Annotated in this window: 19 protein-coding genes; 7 read left to right on the top strand and 12 right to left on the bottom strand. The window is 65.6% G+C overall.

Annotated elements, in window-relative coordinates; all coding sequences use genetic code 11:
* Nucleotides 1-13: 13 nt before the first annotated feature.
* Both VH88_RS03910 and VH88_RS03905 read right to left on the bottom strand, forming a co-directional pair.
* Nucleotides 14-1,099, bottom strand: coding sequence for a PA0069 family radical SAM protein (locus VH88_RS03910; RefSeq protein ID WP_045810085.1), 1,086 nt, complete (start codon nucleotides 1,097-1,099; stop codon nucleotides 14-16).
* A 62-nt stretch (nucleotides 1,100-1,161) separates the two neighbouring features.
* Nucleotides 1,162-2,652 (bottom strand): serine hydrolase, encoded by a 1,491-nt coding sequence (locus tag VH88_RS03905; protein ID WP_045810084.1) that lies wholly within the window; start codon nucleotides 2,650-2,652, stop codon nucleotides 1,162-1,164.
* 275 nt (nucleotides 2,653-2,927) lie between these two features.
* On the opposite strand from VH88_RS03905, the gene VH88_RS03900 reads away from it, so the two are divergent.
* Nucleotides 2,928-3,419, top strand: a complete 492-nt coding sequence (locus tag VH88_RS03900; protein ID WP_082064364.1) for a phasin family protein — start codon at nucleotides 2,928-2,930, stop codon at nucleotides 3,417-3,419.
* Nucleotides 3,420-3,480: 61 nt separating this feature from the next.
* Here VH88_RS03900 and VH88_RS03895 read toward each other — a convergent pair whose 3' ends face one another.
* The gene (locus VH88_RS03895; protein WP_045810083.1) at nucleotides 3,481-3,954 is read right to left on the bottom strand and encodes a nuclear transport factor 2 family protein; all 474 of its coding nucleotides are present in this window, start codon (nucleotides 3,952-3,954) and stop codon (nucleotides 3,481-3,483) included.
* Nucleotides 3,955-4,125: 171 nt separating this feature from the next.
* On the opposite strand from VH88_RS03895, the gene clpS reads away from it, so the two are divergent.
* A complete protein-coding gene (clpS, locus tag VH88_RS03890) occupies nucleotides 4,126-4,455 on the top strand; it encodes an ATP-dependent Clp protease adapter ClpS (RefSeq protein ID WP_017504641.1) in 330 nt (109 codons plus the stop codon).
* Between the two features lie 13 nt (nucleotides 4,456-4,468).
* Entirely contained in the window at nucleotides 4,469-6,769 is a 2,301-nt protein-coding gene (clpA, locus tag VH88_RS03885) for an ATP-dependent Clp protease ATP-binding subunit ClpA (RefSeq protein WP_026108343.1), read from the top strand.
* A gap of 52 nt (nucleotides 6,770-6,821) precedes the next feature.
* Here the strand turns inward: clpA and VH88_RS03880 are convergent, their stop codons facing one another.
* Entirely contained in the window at nucleotides 6,822-7,967 is a 1,146-nt protein-coding gene (locus tag VH88_RS03880) for a GNAT family N-acetyltransferase (protein ID WP_045810146.1), read from the bottom strand.
* Nucleotides 7,964-8,422, bottom strand: coding sequence for a RidA family protein (locus VH88_RS03875; protein ID WP_045810082.1), 459 nt, complete (start codon nucleotides 8,420-8,422; stop codon nucleotides 7,964-7,966). Before VH88_RS03875 ends, VH88_RS03880 begins: the two co-directional genes overlap by 4 nt.
* A 105-nt stretch (nucleotides 8,423-8,527) precedes the next feature.
* On the opposite strand from VH88_RS03875, the gene VH88_RS03870 reads away from it, so the two are divergent.
* Nucleotides 8,528-9,424, top strand: a complete 897-nt coding sequence (locus VH88_RS03870; RefSeq protein ID WP_045810081.1) for a hypothetical protein — start codon at nucleotides 8,528-8,530, stop codon at nucleotides 9,422-9,424.
* 4 nt (nucleotides 9,425-9,428) lie between these two features.
* Here the strand turns inward: VH88_RS03870 and VH88_RS03865 are convergent, their stop codons facing one another.
* From VH88_RS03865 to VH88_RS03855, 3 genes are read right to left on the bottom strand one after another with little or no spacing between them, the layout of a single operon-like run.
* On the bottom strand, nucleotides 9,429-10,169 hold the full coding sequence (locus tag VH88_RS03865; protein WP_045810080.1) for a polysaccharide deacetylase family protein: 741 nt from the start codon (nucleotides 10,167-10,169) through the stop codon (nucleotides 9,429-9,431).
* Nucleotides 10,170-10,205: 36 nt separating this feature from the next.
* Nucleotides 10,206-11,501: a nicotinate phosphoribosyltransferase gene (gene pncB, locus VH88_RS03860; RefSeq protein ID WP_045810079.1), complete on the bottom strand. Its 1,296-nt coding sequence runs from the start codon at nucleotides 11,499-11,501 to the stop codon at nucleotides 10,206-10,208.
* A gap of 8 nt (nucleotides 11,502-11,509) precedes the next feature.
* Complete coding sequence (locus VH88_RS03855) at nucleotides 11,510-12,778, bottom strand: DNA polymerase IV (RefSeq protein ID WP_082064363.1); 1,269 nt, start codon at nucleotides 12,776-12,778, stop codon at nucleotides 11,510-11,512.
* Between the two features lie 106 nt (nucleotides 12,779-12,884).
* On the opposite strand from VH88_RS03855, the gene VH88_RS03850 reads away from it, so the two are divergent.
* On the top strand, nucleotides 12,885-13,250 hold the full coding sequence (locus VH88_RS03850) for a response regulator (protein ID WP_164952723.1): 366 nt from the start codon (nucleotides 12,885-12,887) through the stop codon (nucleotides 13,248-13,250).
* Complete coding sequence (locus VH88_RS03845; RefSeq protein ID WP_045810078.1) at nucleotides 13,247-14,608, top strand: PleD family two-component system response regulator; 1,362 nt, start codon at nucleotides 13,247-13,249, stop codon at nucleotides 14,606-14,608. Before VH88_RS03850 ends, VH88_RS03845 begins: the two co-directional genes overlap by 4 nt.
* Nucleotides 14,609-14,682: 74 nt before the next feature.
* On the opposite strand, the gene rpmG is transcribed toward VH88_RS03845, so the two are convergent.
* Nucleotides 14,683-14,850, bottom strand: coding sequence for a 50S ribosomal protein L33 (rpmG, locus tag VH88_RS03840; protein ID WP_003164451.1), 168 nt, complete (start codon nucleotides 14,848-14,850; stop codon nucleotides 14,683-14,685).
* A 126-nt stretch (nucleotides 14,851-14,976) separates the two neighbouring features.
* Here rpmG and VH88_RS03835 point away from each other — a divergent pair, with 126 nt between their 5' ends.
* Complete coding sequence (locus VH88_RS03835) at nucleotides 14,977-15,543, top strand: hypothetical protein (RefSeq protein WP_045810077.1); 567 nt, start codon at nucleotides 14,977-14,979, stop codon at nucleotides 15,541-15,543.
* Nucleotides 15,544-15,545: 2 nt separating this feature from the next.
* On the opposite strand, the gene VH88_RS03830 is transcribed toward VH88_RS03835, so the two are convergent.
* From VH88_RS03830 to rnr, 3 genes are read right to left on the bottom strand one after another with little or no spacing between them, the layout of a single operon-like run.
* Nucleotides 15,546-15,959: a DUF5990 family protein gene (locus VH88_RS03830; RefSeq protein ID WP_045810076.1), complete on the bottom strand. Its 414-nt coding sequence runs from the start codon at nucleotides 15,957-15,959 to the stop codon at nucleotides 15,546-15,548.
* 1 nt (nucleotide 15,960) lies between these two features.
* Nucleotides 15,961-16,662, bottom strand: a complete 702-nt coding sequence (locus VH88_RS03825; RefSeq protein WP_045810075.1) for an NUDIX domain-containing protein — start codon at nucleotides 16,660-16,662, stop codon at nucleotides 15,961-15,963.
* Nucleotides 16,659-18,968 carry a ribonuclease R gene (rnr, locus tag VH88_RS03820; RefSeq protein ID WP_045810074.1) on the bottom strand — a complete coding sequence of 770 codons (2,310 nt, stop codon included), beginning with the start codon at nucleotides 18,966-18,968 and terminating at the stop codon, nucleotides 16,659-16,661. The genes VH88_RS03825 and rnr overlap by 4 nt, the downstream gene beginning before the upstream one ends.
* Between the last annotated feature and the right edge of the window lie 86 nt (nucleotides 18,969-19,054).

Genomic DNA, 19,054 nt, shown 5'->3' with positions numbered 1-19,054 from the left:
CGAAGGCGGTTGATCAGGCAATCTTGTCGAGCGGCGGATCGAACAGGTCCATCTGAGGCCGGGCGTCTGCGGGCACGCGGAACTGTGTTTCGTCCAGCAGGCGATGCGGCGTGTCGAGGCCGTAGCGTTTGACGGCGGCCTTAAACCGCGTTCCGATCAGTTCGGCGACGGGGCCGCTCCCCTTCATCCGCTGGGACCAGTCGGCGTCATAATCCTTGCCGCCGCGCGTCTGCCGGATCAGGGACATGACCCGCGCGGCGCGATCCGGGCGGGCGTCGGCCAGCCATTCCCGAAACAGGTCCTTGATCTCAAGCGGCAGACGGAGGGTGACATACATAGCCCGCGTGGCCCCGGCCTTGGCGGCGGCTTCCAGTATGGCTTCCAGTTCGTGATCGTTCAGACCGGGGATGACGGGGGCGAAACCGACCCCTACCGGACAACCGGCGTCCGCCAGGCGGCTGATCGCCTCCAGCCGTTTGGCGGGGGTAGAGGCGCGCGGCTCCATCGCCCGCGCCAGCCCACGATCCAGTGTGGTGATGGAGACGAAGGCCGAAGCCAGCCCCGCCTTGCCCATTGGGCCCAAAATGTCGGCGTCGCGCGCGATCAACACCGACTTGGTGATGATGCTAAATGGGTGATTGAACCGCTGCATGACCTCCAGAATGGAGCGCGTCGACTTCAGATCACGTTCGACCGGCTGATAGGGGTCGGTGTTGCCGCCTATGTGGATGCGCTTGCATCGGTATCGGGGTGCGAGGAACGCCTGTTCCAGCAGACTTGCGGCCTGGGGCTTGAAGAAGATCCGGCTCTCGAAATCCAGGCCCGGGGATAGGCCCATCCAGGCATGGGACGGACGGGCGTAACAGTAGATGCAGCCATGTTCGCAACCTTTGTACGGGTTGATGGAGCGGTCGAAGCCGATGTCCGGACTGTCGTTCCGGGCGATGATGGTGCGGGCGTGTTCAGGGGTGAGGGTGGTGCGCAGCGGCGCAGCCTCGGCGTCATCCTGCGTCCAGCCGTCATCGAACGACTGATGCTGCTCAGGCTCGTATCGGCCGCTGGCATTCGAACGCGCGCCTCTTCCCTTGGCGGTTTCCATGGGAAGGACGATGCGACATTAGATAGAACAAAGCAAGAACATTTGTTCTCGCCAATTTGGCCTCAGTCGGGGCCGATGACCATGCAGGTCACGCGACGCGCAGCCAGCGTCTCACAGGCGGATTTTGCGCCGGTTTCGGTCAGACCGACGAAGCGGGAGCGATACCAGTCGCCGGCGGTTTGAACGTTGCGTTCAGCGGTGGCGAACTGATCGCGGAAGCGGCGGTTGACCTCGGTCAGCCAGTCGCTCGCCACCTTCTCTTCGCGAAAAGCCCCGACCTGCACCGCCCAGCGACCGGCCGGCGTGCGGGGCGTGGCGCGGGCGGGTTCACGCGTCGCGGACGATGTCGAGCGACGGGGCGTGGTGGACGGCGCGACAGCGGCATTGGCCGGCGCGCCGTTCAGCGAAGCAGTGACATTGCGGGGCGCACGGGGAGTGGCGGAGGCGGCCGGCGCCGACCCAATAGGCGGCAGCGTTGCAGCGGCCCGCTGGCTGGCTGCGCGCTCCGACGGCGCAGGGGCGACACGCGTCGGCAGGGCGGCGGGTGCCGGTGCAGCCGTATAGGCGACAGCGGTGGACTCGGCGCCGACGCCGTCCTCGTCGTCATTGACCGAAGCATAGGCGATCGGGGCGTCGGCGATCGCCGATCCCACGCCGAAACCACGTTGCTCGAAGAAGGTCTGCGCTACCTGGATCCGCTCGCCCTGGGCGCGGCGGCGCTCGACCTCGAACCCGGTGTCCATCAGTTCGGCGACGTGGGCGTTGCGGCTGGCGGTCGAACGGCCGCCCAGGACGATGGTGATCAGGCGTCGCCCGTCGCGCACGGCCGAGGCGGCGAGGTTGTAGCCCGAGGCGTTGGTGTAGCCGGTCTTCATCCCGTCATAGCCGCGCCCGGTCGGCAGAAGGCCGTTGGTGTTGCGATAGTTGCGACCGTTGTAGGCCCAGTCGTGAAGGCCGAAGTAGCTGTAGTACTGCGGAAAATCACGCATGATCGCGCGCGCCAGAATGGCCTGGTCGCGCGCGGAGGTCACCTGACGTGCGTCCGGCAGGCCGTTTGCGGTGTAGTAGCGGGTCTGGGTCATGCCCAACTGCGCGGCCTTTTGCGTCATCATGTTGGTGAAGCGGGCTTCCGATCCGCCGATGTGCTCGCCGATAGCCAGGGCCATGTCGTTTGCGGATCGCACGGCGGTGGCGCGCATGGCGTTGTCCAGGGTGATGGTCTGACCGGCGGCCAGGCCCAGTTTTGACGGCGGCTGGGACGCGGCGCGCGGCGAGATCGTCAGCACGTCGTTCACATTGGCCTTGCCTTGAGACAGCGCCTCGAACGTCAGATACAGCGTCATCATCTTGGTCAGCGACGCTGGATAGCGGCGGCTGTCGGCGTTCCGCGCGAACAGAACCTCGCCCGTGGCGGCGTCGATCACGATGGCGGCGTAGCGGCTGTTCTCCTGGGCCGAGTAGGCGGTCTGGGCCTCGATCGGCCTGACGTTCGCGCCCAGAACCAGCGAAAGCGCGAGGACGGCGAACAGGCCACGGCGGAGAAAAGCGATCATGGGCGGGACAACCCCTCGGTGAGCAGGGTGCGACAGGCCCCCCGGCCGTCACGAACAAACAGCTAGCATAGGAAGCGCGGGTTTCGTGGTGGTTAACCGCGCATCAACGCAAATTTGACCGGCCGATCAAGGTTATCGTCGATAATATTGTGCATTGCACAAAATGCTTGAAAAACCTTCGCACTTGCAGCATATTGTGGGTCTGCGAAATCCTCTCGCGTCATTATTTCCGCCCTCAGGCCCGTCCCCAAGGGCCTTCTACCGGAGAGACGATCATGGCCGACACCGCCGAAACCGTGAAGAAAACCGCCGACCAGGCCACCGCCGCTGCGACTTCGGCCGCAGCCAAGGTCAAGGCGCAAGCCGAAACCATGCAGGCTGCCGGTACGCAGGCCTTCCGTGAAGGCATCGACAAGTCGACGGCCTCGATGGCCGAGCTGAACGCGCACAGCAAGAAAACCCTGGAAGCCATGGTCGAGTCGGTCACCGTCGCTCAGAGGGGCGCCGAGGCCCTGTCGCAACAGGCGCTGGGCTTCGCCAAGACCTCGTGGGAAGACGGCGTCGCCGCGTCCAAGGAACTGTCGACCGCCCGTTCGGTGCAGGAGTTCTTCGAGCTCCAGACCGCCTGGGCCAAGAAATCGATGGAGCGCTATGTCGCCGAGCTGACCAAGACGAACGAGATCGTCACCGCCACGGTCAAGGACAGCATCAAGCCGATCAACGAGCGCGTCACCGCCTCGGTCGAAACCTTCCAGGCCTCTCGCTAATCCCGCGAACCGCCCGAAGAATCGAGAAGGCCCCGGGGTTCGCTCCGGGGCCTTTTTGCTGTCAGGGCAGGGCGGAATGGTCGTAGCTGAAGACTCGCGCCAGCTTCCACTCGGTTCCCTCCTGTTTCCACATCTGCGTGAAGCGGGCGCGACCGACGCGCCGTTCGGGGCCATCGCCCTGTCGCTCGTAGAAGACGTGTTCGCCTGTTTCGACCGCGCCGTAGTTGTTGATGGGATAGACGGCCAGACCGTCCCGCAGAGCCTCGCGCCGGGTGCGCCAAGCGTCCGGCGCGCTACGGTGCTGACAGCGCACGGCGTATTGCGCGACAAAGCCGTCGGCGTCAGTAGCCACGCGTCCGCCGCGGTCGTCGAAAAACTCAAAATCATCGGTCAGCATGGCCCGAAGTCCGGCGGGATCGCAGCCTTCGAAGAAGACAGCGAACAGTTTGGCGTCGGCCGCCATGACGGCGGTTTCCAGCGGCGTAGGCTGGGCGAAGGCGGCGAGCGAAAGGGCGGCGACGAGGGCGGCGGGCATGGCGATCGGGAGCTGTTCAACTGAGGCTCTCAACCTGAGCCGTTGACCGCCTTGGATCACGTGAAATCTTTGTCAGACGCCCTTCACGAAAGCCGTGACTGGACGCCGCTTCAATTCAGGCCATCATTCCCTATCTGAGAGCCAAGACGACTCCCCGATTACGGAACACGAATGCCCATACAAAGGCCCGGTGAGACCGGCGGCGGTCAAGGAACCGCCGTCGTCACCGAAACAAAGCCGAAGCTGCAAAAGCCCTCGCTCTATCGAGTGCTGATTCTGAACGACGATTATTCGCCGATGGAATTCGTCGTCTATGTGCTGGAGCGGTTCTTCCAGAAGAGCCGGGAAGAGGCCACCCGCATCATGCTGCATGTGCATCAGCATGGCGTCGGCGTCTGCGGCGTCTTCACCTACGAGGTCGCCGAGACCAAGGTCGCGCAGGTCATCGAGACGGCGCGCCGCCACCAGCACCCTCTGCAATGCACGATGGAAAAGGACTGAGAGGAGCCTCCCTATGCCTTCATTTTCCCGTCCTCTCGAAGAAACCCTGCACCGCGCGGTGGGATACGCCAATGCGCGCAGGCACGAGTATGCGACGCTTGAGCACCTGCTGCTCGCGCTGATCGACGATCCCGACGCGACCGGCGTCATGCAGGCCTGCAACGTCGATCTGTCGGCGTTGAAAGCGGCGCTGACCCTCTATGTCGACAACGACTTGGCCGCCCTGGCCACCAGCGACGGCGAGGACGCCAAGCCGACCGCCGGCTTCCAGCGCGTGATCCAGCGCGCGGTGATCCACGTCCAGTCGTCAGGCCGTGAGGAAGTGTCCGGCGCCAACGTCCTGGTCGCCATCTTCTCCGAGCGCGAGAGCCACGCCGCCTATTTCCTGCAAGAGCAGGACATGACGCGCTATGACGCGGTCAACTTCATCGCCCACGGCATCGCCAAGAAGGCGGGCGCCAATGAGGCGCGTCCGGCCAAGGGCGCTTCGCCCGAAGAGGCCGAGGATGCGTCCGCCGTCAAACAGGGCGGCGAGGCGCTGGAAGCCTATTGCGTCGACCTCAACGAGAAGTCGCGCCAGGGCAAGGTCGATCCGCTGATCGGTCGTCAGGCCGAGGTGGATCGCTCGATCCAGATCCTGTGCCGTCGGACCAAGAACAACCCGCTTCTGGTGGGCGATCCCGGCGTCGGCAAGACCGCTATCGCCGAAGGTCTGGCCCGCAAGATCGTCAACGGCGAAGTGCCCGACGTCCTGAAGGACGCCACCATCTATTCGCTCGATATGGGGGCATTGCTGGCCGGCACCCGCTATCGCGGCGACTTCGAGGAACGCTTGAAGCAGGTGGTCAAGGAGTTGGAGAACCACGACAACGCCGTGCTCTTCATCGACGAGATCCACACGGTGATCGGCGCGGGCGCGACCTCGGGCGGGGCGATGGATGCCTCGAACCTGCTGAAACCGGCCCTGGCGTCCGGCACGCTGCGCTGCATGGGATCGACGACCTACAAGGAATATCGCCAGCACTTCGAGAAGGACCGCGCCCTGGTGCGTCGCTTCCAGAAGATCGACGTCAACGAGCCGACGGTCGAGGATACGGTGAAAATCTTAAAGGGTCTGAAGACCTACTACGAGCAGCACCATAAGGTCCGCTACACCGACAGCGCCGTGCGCACGGCGGTGGAGCTGTCGGCGCGCTACATGACCGACCGCAAACTGCCGGACAAGGCGATCGACGTGATCGACGAGGCCGGGGCGTCGCAGATGCTGCTGACCGAATCCAAGAGGAAGAAGGTCATTGGTCAGAAGGAGGTCGAGGCCGTCATCGCCAAGATGGCCCGTATCCCGGCCAAGTCGGTGTCCAAGTCAGACACGGAAAGCCTGCGCGAGCTGGAAACCGACCTGAAGCGTGCGGTCTTCGGTCAGGAACAAGCCATCGAACAGGTGTCGGCGGCCATGAAGCTGGCGCGGGCGGGTCTTCGCGATCCGAACAAGCCGATTGGCAGCTTCCTGTTCAGCGGCCCCACCGGCGTCGGCAAGACCGAGGTCGCCAAGCAACTCGCCGCGACCCTGGGCATCGAGATGCAACGCTTCGACATGTCGGAATATATGGAGCGCCACACGGTCAGCCGTCTGATCGGCGCGCCTCCCGGCTATGTCGGCCATGACCAGGGCGGGCTTCTGACCGACGCCGTCGATCAGCATCCGCACGCTGTCGTGCTGCTGGACGAGATCGAGAAGGCGCACCCGGATGTCTACAACATCCTGCTGCAGGTGATGGACAACGGCATGTTGACCGATGCGGTCGGCAAGAAGGTCGATTTTAGGAACGTCATCCTTATCATGACCACAAACGCCGGCGCCGCCGACAACGCCCGCGCCTCCATCGGCTTTGGCCGGGGCAAGGTCGAGGGCGAGGATGACAAGGCCATCCAGCGCCTGTTCGCGCCGGAGTTCCGCAATCGCCTGGACGCCATCGTGGCCTTCAAGCCGCTGCAGGCCGACACGATCCGCTCGGTGGTGACCAAGTTCATTCTTCAGCTGGAAGCCCAGCTGGCGGACCGCAACATCACCATCGAACTGACCGACGAAGCCGCAGACTGGCTGGCCAAGAACGGCTTCGACGAACTGTATGGCGCGCGTCCCCTGGCGCGGGTCATCCAGGACTCGATCAAGAAGCCGCTGGCCGACGACATCCTGTTCGGCCGCCTGACGCGCGGCGGACACGTCAGGGTCCAGCTGAAGGACGGCAAGATCGACTTCGACATCACGAGCGCCAGCGCGCCCGCGAAAGCCGAGGAAGAAGAGACGGCCTGATCCTCGAAAAGGTGATGGCGAACGGCCCGGCTGGCGGCAGCCGGGCCTTTTTCTATGCCTGCTTGTAGGGCGACAGTTCTTCGGTCATCGCCCGCATCTCCGCCGCGACGGCCGGGCGTTCGCCGTCCAGATAGCGGGCGACGGGATCGCGCAGGGCGGGGTCGGCGATAAAATGGGCGGAATAGACGGGGGAGGGCAGGTAGCCGCGCGCGATCTTGTGGTCGCCCTGGGCCCCGGCTTCGACGCGGGATAGGCCACGCGAAATGGCGAATTCGATAGCCTGATAGTAGCAAAGCTCGAAATGCAGGAACGGCACGTCTTCCAGCGTGCCCCACTGACGGCCGTAAAGCGCGTCTCGGCCAATGAAGTTCAGAGCACCGGCGATGGGCGTCTCGTCCCGAAACGCCATGACCAGGGCGATCCGATCGGCCATGGTCGCGCCGATGCGACTGAAGAAGTCGCGCGTCAGATACGGCCGGCCCCACTTGCGTGAGCCGGTGTCCATGTAGAAAGCGAAGAAGGCGTCCCAATGGGCCTCAGCGATGGTGGCGCCGGTGAGGACACGAATATCCAGATCGGCCTGGGCGTCGCGACGCTCGCGCTTGATGGTCTTGCGGCGGTTGGCCGACAGGGCGGCCAGAAAGTCGTCGAATGTCCGATAGCCGTTATTGCGCCAGATGAACTGGATGTCCTGGCGTGGCAGCAGATCCGCCTCTGTCATGGCTGACCAGTCGGCTTCGGTCGGGAAGTTGACGTGCAGGGAGGAGACGCCCAGCCGCTCGACAAGGGTCACCGCCCCCTGGATCAGCGCCTGACGCACCGTCGCGGCATCGGTCTCGGGATGGTTCAGGAAGCGCGGGCCGGTCGCGGGGGTGAAGGGCACGGCGCCCAGCAGCTTGGGATAATAGCGACCGCCGGCCCGCTCATAGGCGTCGGCCCAGCTGTGGTCGAAGACGTATTCGCCTTGGCTGTTGCCCTTCAGATAAAGGGGCATGACGCCCAGCACCGCGTTGTCTTCACCCCTCAAGGCCAAGTGGCGTGGGGCCCAGCCCTGGCGCGGCGCGGCGCTGCCCGAGGCCTCGCACGCGTGCAGGAAGTCGTAGGAAACGAAGGGATCGCCGGTGGGCAGCGCGCACGCGTCCCAGGCCTCTTGGCCTATGTCGGCGATCCCTTCGTGAACCGAGATCTGAAAGATCAGCGGATCTCCACGATCGCATCGATCTCGACGGCGAAGCCGAGCGGCAGCTTGTACACGCCGACGGCCGAGCGGGCATGCTTGCCTGCGTCGCCGAAGACCTCGACCATCATGTCCGAGCAGCCGTTGATCACGGCGGGAATGGCGGTGAAGTCGGGGCCGGCCTGAACGAAGCCGCCCAGTTTGACGAGGCGGACCACCCGGTCCAGATCGCCATCGCAGGCCGCCTTGATCTGGGCGATCAGGTTCAGACCGCACAGACGCGCGGCTTCCAGCGCCTGCTCCGGCGTCACGTCCACGCCGACCGTGCCCTTGATCCCGCCGTTTGCGTCGTTCGACAGCTGGCCCGAGATAGTGACCTGATTGCCCGAGCGGACATAGGAGACATAGCTGGCCACCGGCTTGGCGGGTTCCGGCAGGGTGAGGCCGAGTTCGGCGATGCGGGCTTCGATGCTCATGGGGGCTCCTGTTTATCTGGGCGCGGTTTAGCGCGGGGCAAGGGCGGCGTCACCCGTTCGGCGCGCTTTAAAGGTTCGCCAACCGCGCCGTGTCATGGTGCGATCATGGATATGCACCTGACCCCCGACGTCGCCGCCTTCCATGCCGTGCTGGCGCGGTTGTCTGCCGGCGACCGCGCGCGCGTGGACGCCGCCGTAGTCCCCGCCGCGCAAAAGGCCGCCGAGGCCGCGCCGCATTGGGACTTCGAAATGCCGGCCAAGGCGGTGGATGCGCTGTTGGGCGCCGATGCCTCCGACGATGTGCGTCGCGGCCTTGTCGCCGCCTGGGCGCTGCAACTGCCCGACCGTGCAGCCGCCATGAACCTGCCGGCCGAGGTCATGGCTCTCTATCCCTACTGGATCGAACAACTGGCGGCGTTTCTGGACAAGGCCGAGGGCGACTATGTTTTCGACCATTGGTCGAAGGACGTGCGCTTCACCCTGGCGCTCAGCGTGCCGGGCGCGAAAAGCCAGGTCATAGACCTGTCGTCGCCGGTCGGGCCGGGCCAGATCGTCAAACACGTCCGCGACGGCTGGGGCGTCAAACCGCTGTTCCGTTATCTGGCGGCGGGCGCCAAGCGCGAGCCCTGGCTGGAGGTTCACACCGAGAGCCGCTGGTTGCGCGGCTTCAACGAGGACGGCTGGAACGAGGCCTGGGCCACGGCGGCCGAGCTGTGCCGCGCACGGCCCGATCTGGCCGGCATGATCGGCTCCAGCTGGTTCTATGATCCGCCCCTGACCGAAATCAGCCCCCGTCTGGCGCACCTGCGCCTGAACCCCCTGAAGGGCGGGGCCTTCATGGTCCACCAAGGACCGGGCGAGATCCACACCGAGCGAGCCGGCACGGCCTCGGCGTCGAGGAAGGCGCTGATCGACAGCGGCGAATACACCGCCCGGTCTTGGTTGATGATCTGGCCTCGCAAGGAGCTGATCGCTTGGGCGGACCGGCGCAAGGCCGCCTGATCTCTCAGGCTGTCGCCATCCGCCACGCCGCCGCGACCGGCTGAATGTCCAGGTCGGCCGCCTTCGCCAATCGGATCAACCGATCGATATCCTCCGGGCGGCAACCATATGGCGTCGGCGCGTCGCTGACGTCGTGGCCGTAGGCGATCAGCCAGCCGTTTGAGACCGCTGTCTCCGAAACTAGCGCCTCCAGGTCGTAGCCGGTCAGCCGACGGCTCTCCAGGCCGATGGCTTGCAGCAGATTGCGATCCGAACGCCCGGCGTTGATCCCGTCGCGGACGCCGCGCCCGCACAGGAAGCGGCGGTCGATCACCGGCTTGGACCCCAGGGCGCAGTCGCCGAACGGATAGGCGAAGGTTTGCATTTCGTATCCGTCCAGCCGTTCGGCGACCCAGGCCGCGTTGCGGGCAAGGCTGGCGTCCAGTTCGGCCGGCGACAGGGTCAGGGTCGAGACGTGCTCATAGGTGTGGCAACCGACTTCGTGCCCGGCCTCATGCAGGGCTTGCAGGTGCTCCACCTCAAACTGGGGCAGGTCCAGATTGCGACCGCCCGACAGTCCGCCGCAGACATAGTAGGTCGCCTTGATCCCGTGCTGAGCAAGGATCGGTCCGGCCTCGGTCCAAGCCGATGCCGGGATGTCATCGAACGACAGGCTGAGGACGCCGCGCGCGGGCCGCACGTCGGCAGGACGGACATCGAGATAGCGGCCGGCGCGGCGACGCATCTTGTCGAGAAAGGCGCTCATGCCCGCCTTTTCGCACGACGGGCTTAAGGCCGAGTTTCAGACCATGACGGGTTGGGTGGTCAGACCGCGCACGCCGAAGACGCGGCGATAGCGTTCGATCTCGGCGGGATCGCCGACGGCTTTCGCCGGATTGTCCGACAGTTTGACGGCGGGGCGACCGCCGGCCTCCACCACCTTGCAGACCAGAGAGATCGGCTCCAACTCAGGCGCGAAGGCGGGCGAACAGTCGCGGAAATCGTTGGTTAGATTGGTGCCCCAGCCAAAGCTGAGCCGGGCGCGACCGTGGAAATGGGCGTGGGTCGCCTCGATCCCGTCGATGTCCATCCCGTCCGAGAAGATCAGCAGCTTTTCTTTCGGGTCGCGCCCATGCGCGCGCCACCAGTCGATCAGGCGGTCGCCGGCCGGGATGGGCGGGGCCGAGTCGGGCCGGAACCCGGTCCAGTCCGCGACCCAATCGGGCGCCTGCTCCAAGAACGCCTCGGTGCCGAAGGCGTCGGGTAGGACGATCAGCAGATTGCCCGCATAATGCCGACGCCATTCGTCCAGCACCGCATAGGGAACCTGGGCCAGCGCCGCGTCGTGCGGCGCCAGGGCCGCCAGAACCATCGGCAGTTCGTGGCCGTTGGTGCCGATGGCTTCCAGGTCGTTCTCCATGGCGTGCAGGACGTTGGACGTGCCGATGAAGGATTTGCCCAGCCCCTCCTTCAACGCCTGAATGCACCAGCGCTGCCACAGGAAGCCGTGCCGCCGCCGGGTGCCGAAGTCGGACAGGGCGAGGTCGGGCAGAGCGCGAAGTCGCTCGACCTTGGACCAAAGCCGCGTCTTGGCGCGCGAATACAGAATGTCCAGTTCGAACCGGCCCAGCCGCCGCATCCCGACCCGGCAGCGCAGCTCGTTCAGTATCGCCAGCGCCGGGATTTCCCACAGCGTCACCTCGGCCCAAGCGCCCGAGAAGGTCAGCACATACTGCCCGTCCTGAACTGACAGATCGTAGTTGGGCAGACGATAATCGGTCAGCCAGGCGATGAAGTCGGGCGAGAAGATCTGCTTCACGCCATAGAAGCTGTTGCCCGCCAGCCAGACCAATTCCTTGTTCGTGAACCGCAGGGTGCGGGCGTGATCAAGCTGCTCACGCAGGGCGTCGATATCGATCTCGTCGGCCAGACGCACGGTCTTGGTGCGGTTGATGACCTGGAAGACGACCGGCACGTCGCGATGCTCGCGCCAGATCATCTGCAGCATCAGCAGCTTGTAGAAGTCCGTGTCCAGCAGGCTGCGGACGATCGGGTCCAGGCGAAAGCCATGGTCATAAGCGCGTTTGGCGAGATCCATGTCTTGTCCTACGGCTTCAGCGCGCGGCCCGCCACCACCGCGTCCTTGCCGAATTTTTCGCGCAGCACGTCGATGGCGCGCTCTGTCTTCAAGGCGCGCGTCTCGGTGGTCTGGAAAAGGCCGGCGGGCGCGTCCTCGGCGTCCTGCACATCCGCCATGCCGATGCCGATCAGGCGATAGGGGCGGCCCAGCTCGGGCTTCAGCAGATCGCGCCCCGCGGCGAACAGGGCGCGCGCGGTCTGCACCGGGTCGGGCAGGGTGACGCGGCGGGTCACGATCTTGAAGTCGGTGCGGCGCAGCTTGAGCACCAGCACCCGGCTGGCGACGCCGTCGCGCCGGGCTTTGGACGCCAGCTTCTCGCACAGGGGCCACAGCTCGGCCTCCAGCGCTTCGGCCGACGTCAGGTCTTCGTTGAAGGTGGTTTCGGCGCTCATCCCTTTGCGATCGCGCTCGGGGTTCACGGCGCGCGCGTCGCGGGCGTGGGCCAGATCGTGGAGGCGCAGACCGGATTCGCCGTAGCGTTTGACCAGCTCGCGCACGTCCGCCTGCGCCAGATCGCCAATGGTCGAATAGCCGTCGCTGCGCAACGCCTTGCCGAACACCGGCCCGACGCCGGGCAGGGCGGTGACGGGGCGCGGCGCCAACAGGGCCTGGGCATTGGCGGCCCCGACCACGGAGAAGCCGCGCGGCTTGTCCATCTCCGACGCCATCTTCGCCAGAAAGCGGTTGGGCGCCAGGCCGATGGAAACGGTCAGGCCGGTCTCGTCCTCGATCTGTTTCTGAAAGCGGATCAGCTGCAACGCCGGCGGACCGCCGTTCAGCCGCTCTGTGCCCGACAGATCGACCCAGGCTTCATCCAGCGACAACGGCTGGATCAAGGGCGTCAGGCACCCCAACGCCCCCAGAATGCGCTGCGATTCGAAGACGTATTTGGTGAAGTCCGGCCGGATCACCACGGCCTCGGGACAGGCCTTCAACGCCTTGAACATCGGCATGGCTGAGCCGACGCCATATTGACGCGCGACATAGCAGGCGGTGGAGACCACGCCGCGCTTTCCGCCGCCGACGATCACCGGCTTGTCGCGCAGTTCGGGCCGGTCGCGCTTCTCCACCGAGGCGTAGAAGGCGTCGCAGTCCATGTGGGCGATCGACAACTGGTCCAGTTCGGCGTCTGCGACCACGCGCCGCGATCCGCACGCCGGACAGCGGTTCTCGCGAGGCCCGGCGGGATCTCCGCTGGTCCAAAGGCAGTCGCGACAGATGGCCTTGATGGCCACGCTTAAGGTCTCCGTAAGGTTGGCTTCACCCCAACTTAAGACTGGGCGCCTACGAATGCGACCAACGAGGCGTCCCGCGTTCGAGGGGCGCGCAGGTCAGGTGATGATGTCCAAGAAAGTCCTCATCGTCGAGGATAACGAGCTGAACATGAAGCTTTTTCATGATCTGCTCGATTCCCAGGGCTATGAGACCCTGCAGACCCGCGAGGGTTTGCAGGCGCTCGCCCTGGCGCGCGCCCATCATCCCGACCTGATCCTGATGGATATCCAGTTGCCCGAAATCTCGGGCCTGGAAGTCACCAAATGGCTGAAGGACGACGAGGAACTGAACCACATCCCCGTCATCGCCGTCACCGCCTTCGCGATGAAGGGCGATGAGGAGAGGATCCGTCAGGGCGGCTGCGAGGCCTATATCTCTAAGCCGATCTCGGTCATGCATTTCCTCGAAACCATCCGGCAGCACCTCGGATGAGCGCCCGTATCCTCGTCGTCGACGATGTGGACGTGAACGTCCGCCTGCTCGAAGCCAAGCTGACCATCGAATATTACGATGTGCTGACCTGCAACGACGGCCTGTCGGCCCTGGCCATCGCCGCCGAGCACCAGCCGGACCTGATCCTGCTCGACGTCATGATGCCCGGCATGGACGGGTTTGAGACCTGCCGACGGCTGAAGGCCCAGGCCGAGACGCGCCATATTCCCGTCGTGCTGGTCACGGCGCTGGACGGGCGCGAGGATCGGATCAAGGGGCTTGAGGCCGGCGCCGACGACTTCCTGACCAAGCCCATCGACGACGTCATCCTGTTCGCACGGGTCAAGTCGCTGACGCGGCTGAAGCATGTCATGGACGAGCTGCGCGAGCGCGAGGAAAGCGGCCGTCGCCTGGGCGTCGATTCGGACAATGCCGCGCGACTGCGCAGCGAGGGCGGGCGCGTTCTGATCGTCGACGACGACCAGCGTCAGGCCGAGAAGATCGCCCAGGAACTGGGCGGCGAACATCGCGTCACCATCGAAACCGATCCCGAAGCGGCGCTGGTCGCGGCCAAGGGCGCGCTGGACCTGATCATCGTCAATGTCGCCGCCGCCAGCTTTGACGGCCTTCGGATCGTCGCCCAGGCCAAGTCGGGCGATGCGCGCCGCGCGCCGATCCTGGCGATCGTGGAGCCGACCGAACGGCCGCGCATGATCAAGGCGCTGGAACTGGGCGCCGCCGACATCCTGCCGCGCCCCGTCGATACCGAAGAACTGTCGGCGCGGGTTCGCACCCAGATCCGGCGCAAACGCTACACCGACTTCCTGCGCCAAAAGCTGGACAGCAGCATGGAAATGGCCGTCACCGACGCCCTGACCGGCCTGCACAATCGGCGCTACATGACCGGCCAGTTGCAGGCGCTGGTGGGCCGTGCGGCCCAGGGCGGGGCCCAGGTGGCTGTGCTGGTTCTGGACATCGACCACTTCAAGTCGGTCAACGACAGTTTCGGCCACGACGCTGGCGACGAGGTGCTGGTGGAGTTCGCCGTGCGCCTGGCCACCAATGTCCGGGCCGTGGACCTGCCGTGCCGCATGGGGGGCGAGGAGTTCGTGGTGGTCATGCCGGGCGCCAGCCTGGAAGACGCCGGCCGCGTCGCCGAACGGATTCGCCGAGACGTCGCCTCCGCGCCGTTCCGCGTGATGGGCGGCAAGGAACAGATCACCATCACCATCTCGATCGGCGTGGCCGCCACGACCGGAGACGGCGATACCCCTGAAGGCCTGCTGAAGCGCGCCGACGAAGGAGTCTATGAGGCCAAGGCCGCCGGCCGCAACCGGGTCATCGCCAAGGCGGCGTAAACCCCCTTCGACACAACGAAAAACGCCCGGCTGGAGACCAGCCGGGCGTTTTCAATTCTCAGCGGATCAAGGCCTTACTTGATCTTGCCTTCCTTGAACTCGACGTGTTTGCGCACGACCGGGTCGTACTTCTTGACGACCATTTTCTCGGTCATGGTGCGGGCGTTCTTCTTGGTGACATAGAAGAAGCCGGTGTCGGCCGTGGAGTTCAGGCGGATCTTGATGGAAGCCGGTTTGGCCATCGGAATTACCTCTGCGACGGCGAAAGCCGCTTAAAATAAGAGGCGCGGAACATACTCAGGATCGCCCCAAAGTCAACGGGCGCGATGCCACGTTGATGAGGCGGAACGCACATATAGTTTGACCGCATGAAAATCGCATCCCTGCTCGCCACCGCGGCCCTGACGTCCTTGTCACGCGTGGGCGTCGCAACGGCCGATCCGGCTCAGTCCCAGGACGATTTCCTGGCGCGGTTGAACGCCCTGTGCGGGCAACGATTCGAAGGCCGTGTCATCACCACCGACGCCGCCGACGCCAGGTTCGCCAGCGAGCGGCTGGTCATGCATGTGCGCGACTGTTCGCCGGACGAGGTGCGCATTCCCTTCGCCGTGGGGTCGGATCGTTCGCGCACCTGGGTGGTGACCAAGACCGACGCGGGTCTTCGGCTGAAGCACGATCACCGACATACGGACGGCACGATCGACATGCTGCATTGGTATGGCGGCGATACGGTCAACGCCGGGACGGCCGAGCGTCAGGAGTTCCCGGTCGACGCCGAATCGATCGCCCTGTTCAACGAAAACGACGCTGCGGTCTCGACCACCAATGTCTGGGCGATGGAGGTTCATCCCGACCGCGTGTTCGCCTACGAACTGCGTCGTCCCAACCGGCATTTCCGCGTGGAGTTCGACCTGACCAAGCCGATCGCCGACTAGGGTCAGATGGCGCGCCAGGCTCTGATCGGTCGCACGGTCGCGCAGGCGGGGCCGCCGTCCTTGGCTCGGCCGGGCAAGACGACTTCCAGCACCTCGCCCTGGCGCGCCTGGGCCAGTAGATCGGCGGGAATATCGTGAACGTCGATCTTGGCGCGTCGGCTCCATTCGCTGGCGTGCTGGCCGGCCGACGTGCCGATCGCGATATAGACGAACCGTCGCGTCGCGCCCTCGCGCCGCACGAAGGGGCCGGTCAGGCGACCATCCTCGGACAGGGTGACGGGCGCGTCGAAGCTGATCGGATCTTTGGCGGCGATGCGCGGCTCGACCGGCATGTTCGCCTTGTCCTGAACGCTGTAGGCGACGCCCGCGACGGGGTCGGCGATCGTCAGGCGCAGGGTGATTGTCGTACCGGCCATGTCAGTCCCTGTGTTCCACAGTATGCCGACCCCGCACCATCCGCACGAAGGGCAGGGGGCGGTTCGGGTGTTCCAACCGCTCGGCCAACTCCCCCAGCACGAACCGTGTGATGGCCGGCAGGTCCAGCGCGCGCGCCTCGTCCAGCGGCAGCCAGGCGATCTCGTCCAGTTCGCCCGACCCTGCGGTCGGCTCCGGGCTCAGCAGGGCCTCGGCCGGGGCCATGAAAAAGCGGGCGTCGAACCGCCGGGTCCGGCCGGGCGGCGTAATGGCGCGGGCGATATAGGACAGGACCGACAGATCGGGCAGGGCGCCCGCTTGGCGATACTCACGCCACGGACCGGCGACGGAGGCGCGGGGCGCGGGCCGCCCCAGAATCAGCCCTGTCTCCTCGAACGTCTCGCGCACCGCCGTCATGGCCAGAGCCCGCGCACGCCGAGTTGGCAGTTCGCCTTCCAGTCGGCGCGCAACCTCTCCCGACAACTCACCCGTCGCGGCCGCGGTGAAGTCGCTGCGATCGATCCGCCCGCCCGGAAACACCCATTTCGACGCCATGAACACATGGCCCGGCGCGCGCCGCCCCATCAGCACCTCGGGCCGATCGCCGCCGCGCGTCAGGATCAGCGTCGCCGCATCCTTCGGCCGCTGCGCCCCGCCGACACGCGGTGCGTCGGCCAGATCCTGAGCGGCGTCGAAAGGGGTCACTTGCGCTTGCCCTTCCTCACGCCCTTCAGGCCGCCGGAGGGTTTGGAGCCGTTGCGGGGCTTGGGGCCGCCGGGACGGTTTTTGCCACGCATGGGCGGGCCGTCGCCGCCTCTTCCGCGCATGCCGTATCGTGGAGCCGGGGCGTTGGGATCGCGGGGTTCGGGCTCGCTGAGCATTTCGAACACCAGGCCGCCAGTGACGGGCGTGGCTTCGCGCAGCTTGACCTCGACCATGCGGCCCAGGGTGAACCGTTTGCCGGTGCGTTCGCCGACCAGGGCGTGGGCGCGGTCGTCGTGGGTGAAATATTCGCTGCCGAGCGTCGAGACAGGCACCAGGCCGTCCGCGCCCGTGTCTTCCAGACGAATGAACAGGCCGAACCGCGTCACGCCGGTGATCCGCCCGACGAAGGTCGCGCCGACGTGCTCTTCCAGATAGGCGGCGATGTAGCGGTCCATCGCATCACGCTCGGCGGCCATCGACCGGCGCTCGGTCATGGTCACGCCCTCGGCGATGGCCGGCAGTTCGGCGATCTCGCGATCCGTCAGTCCGTCCTTGCCCAGATTCAGCGCCCGGATCAGTCCGCGGTGGACGATCAGGTCGGAGTAACGCCGGATCGGCGAGGTGAAGTGGGCGTAGCGATCCAGGTTCAGGCCGAAGTGGCCGATGTTCTCGGGGGAGTAGATCGCCTGCATCTGGCTGCGCAGGACAACCTCGTTGACGACATCGGCGTGTTCGGTGTCGCGCGTCTCGTCCAGCAGCTTGTTGAACCGCTTGGTCGTACCCGGCTCGCCCTTGTTCCAAGGCTTGCCGATGGTCGATAGGAAGTCCGCCAAGTTGAAGATCTTTTCCTGACTGGGCGCGTCATGCACGCGATAGATCAGCGGCGTCTTCTTCTGCTCCAGCGTTTCAGCGGCGCAGACGTTGGCCTGGATCATCATCTCTTCGATCAGCCGATGCGCCTCCAGCGAGGCCCGCTTTTCGATGGAGGCAATGCCCCCATCCGGAGCCATGCGGATGCGGCGTTCGGCCGATTCGATCTGCAGCGGGCTGCGCTTCAGCCGGCCCTTCAGCATGGCGTGGTAGGCGTTCCACAGCGGATAGAGGATCGCGTCCATGATCGGGCCGGTCGTGTCGTCAGTTTGCCCATCAATGGCGGCCTGCGCCTGCTCGTAGCTGAGCTTGGCGTGCGACCGCATCAAACCGCGCACGAACCTGTGGCCGGTCTTGCGGCCGTCCTTGTCGAAGACCATCCGCACGGCCAGACAGGCGCGGTTCTCGCCCTCCTTCAGGCTACACAGGCCGTTCGATAGCACCTCCGGCAGCATCGGCTCGACGCGATCGGGGAAATAGGTCGAGTTGCCCTTGTCGCGCGCCTCGCGGTCCAGTTGGCTGCCGGGGCGGACGTAGGCGGCGACGTCGGCGATGGCGACCCAGACGATCCACCCGCCCTCATTTTTCGGATCCTCGTCGCGCGCCGCATAGACGGCGTCGTCGTGGTCGCGCGCATCGGCGGGGTCGATGGTGATGAAGGGAATCTCGCGCAGGTCCTCGCGGCCCTTCAGTGTCGGCAGGGCCTGATCCTCGGCCTCGCGTTCGACCGCTTCGGAGAAGCCCGTCGGGACGCCGTGGGCGTGGATGGCGATCAGGGAGGCGGCGCGGGGATCATCCTCTTTGCCGATATGCTCCAGGATCTTGCCGCGCTTGGGACCGTAGCGGTGGTCGCCTTTCTCAATGGCGGCCAGAACCAGGTCGCCGTCACGCAGGTCTCCGGATTGGGCCTGGGGCACCAGCAGCACGTCCTTGGAGCGGCGATCGACCGGCTCGACGCGGGTTTCGCGCGCCGACTTGCGGATGACGCCCAGGACGCGGTTGGTCCCCACGTCCAGCTTCTTGATCAGGCGGGCTTCCCAACCCTCGGCGCCGCGCTGGAACTTCACGAGCACGCGATCGCCCAGGCCAGGGGCGGACTTGGACTTGTCGGGCATCAGAAGGGCGCGCGGGGCGTCGGGGCTGGCCTCGACCAGGCGCACATACAGTTCGCCGTCGCCGTCGCGTTCGATCACATCGGCGACGCCGACGGGGGGCAGGGCGCCGGCTTCGGAAAAGCCCTTGCGACCGCGTTTGCCCAGTCGCCCTTCGGCTTCCAGTTCGCGGATCATTTCGCGCAGGGCCCGGCGGTCGCCGCCCTTCAGACCGAAATGGCGCGCGATGTCGGTCTTCTCGGCCGATCCGGCCTCGCGCAGGAAGGCGACGAGGGTGTCTTTGTCGGGGAGACCGGCGGGCGGCCTCTTGGATGATTTGGTCATTATGTCTTTCGTAGCGCGGAACCGCGCCCTTGAGTAAATCTTGAGGGGTCAAATCTTGCGTGAGTTGACCATGTGAAGGCGGGGCT

The organism is Brevundimonas sp. KM4, assembly GCF_000964075.1.
Lineage (GTDB): Bacteria > Pseudomonadota > Alphaproteobacteria > Caulobacterales > Caulobacteraceae > Brevundimonas > Brevundimonas huaxiensis.
The sequence above is the reverse complement of the archived record's forward strand: the minus strand, read 5'-3'. Positions and strand labels throughout refer to the sequence as shown.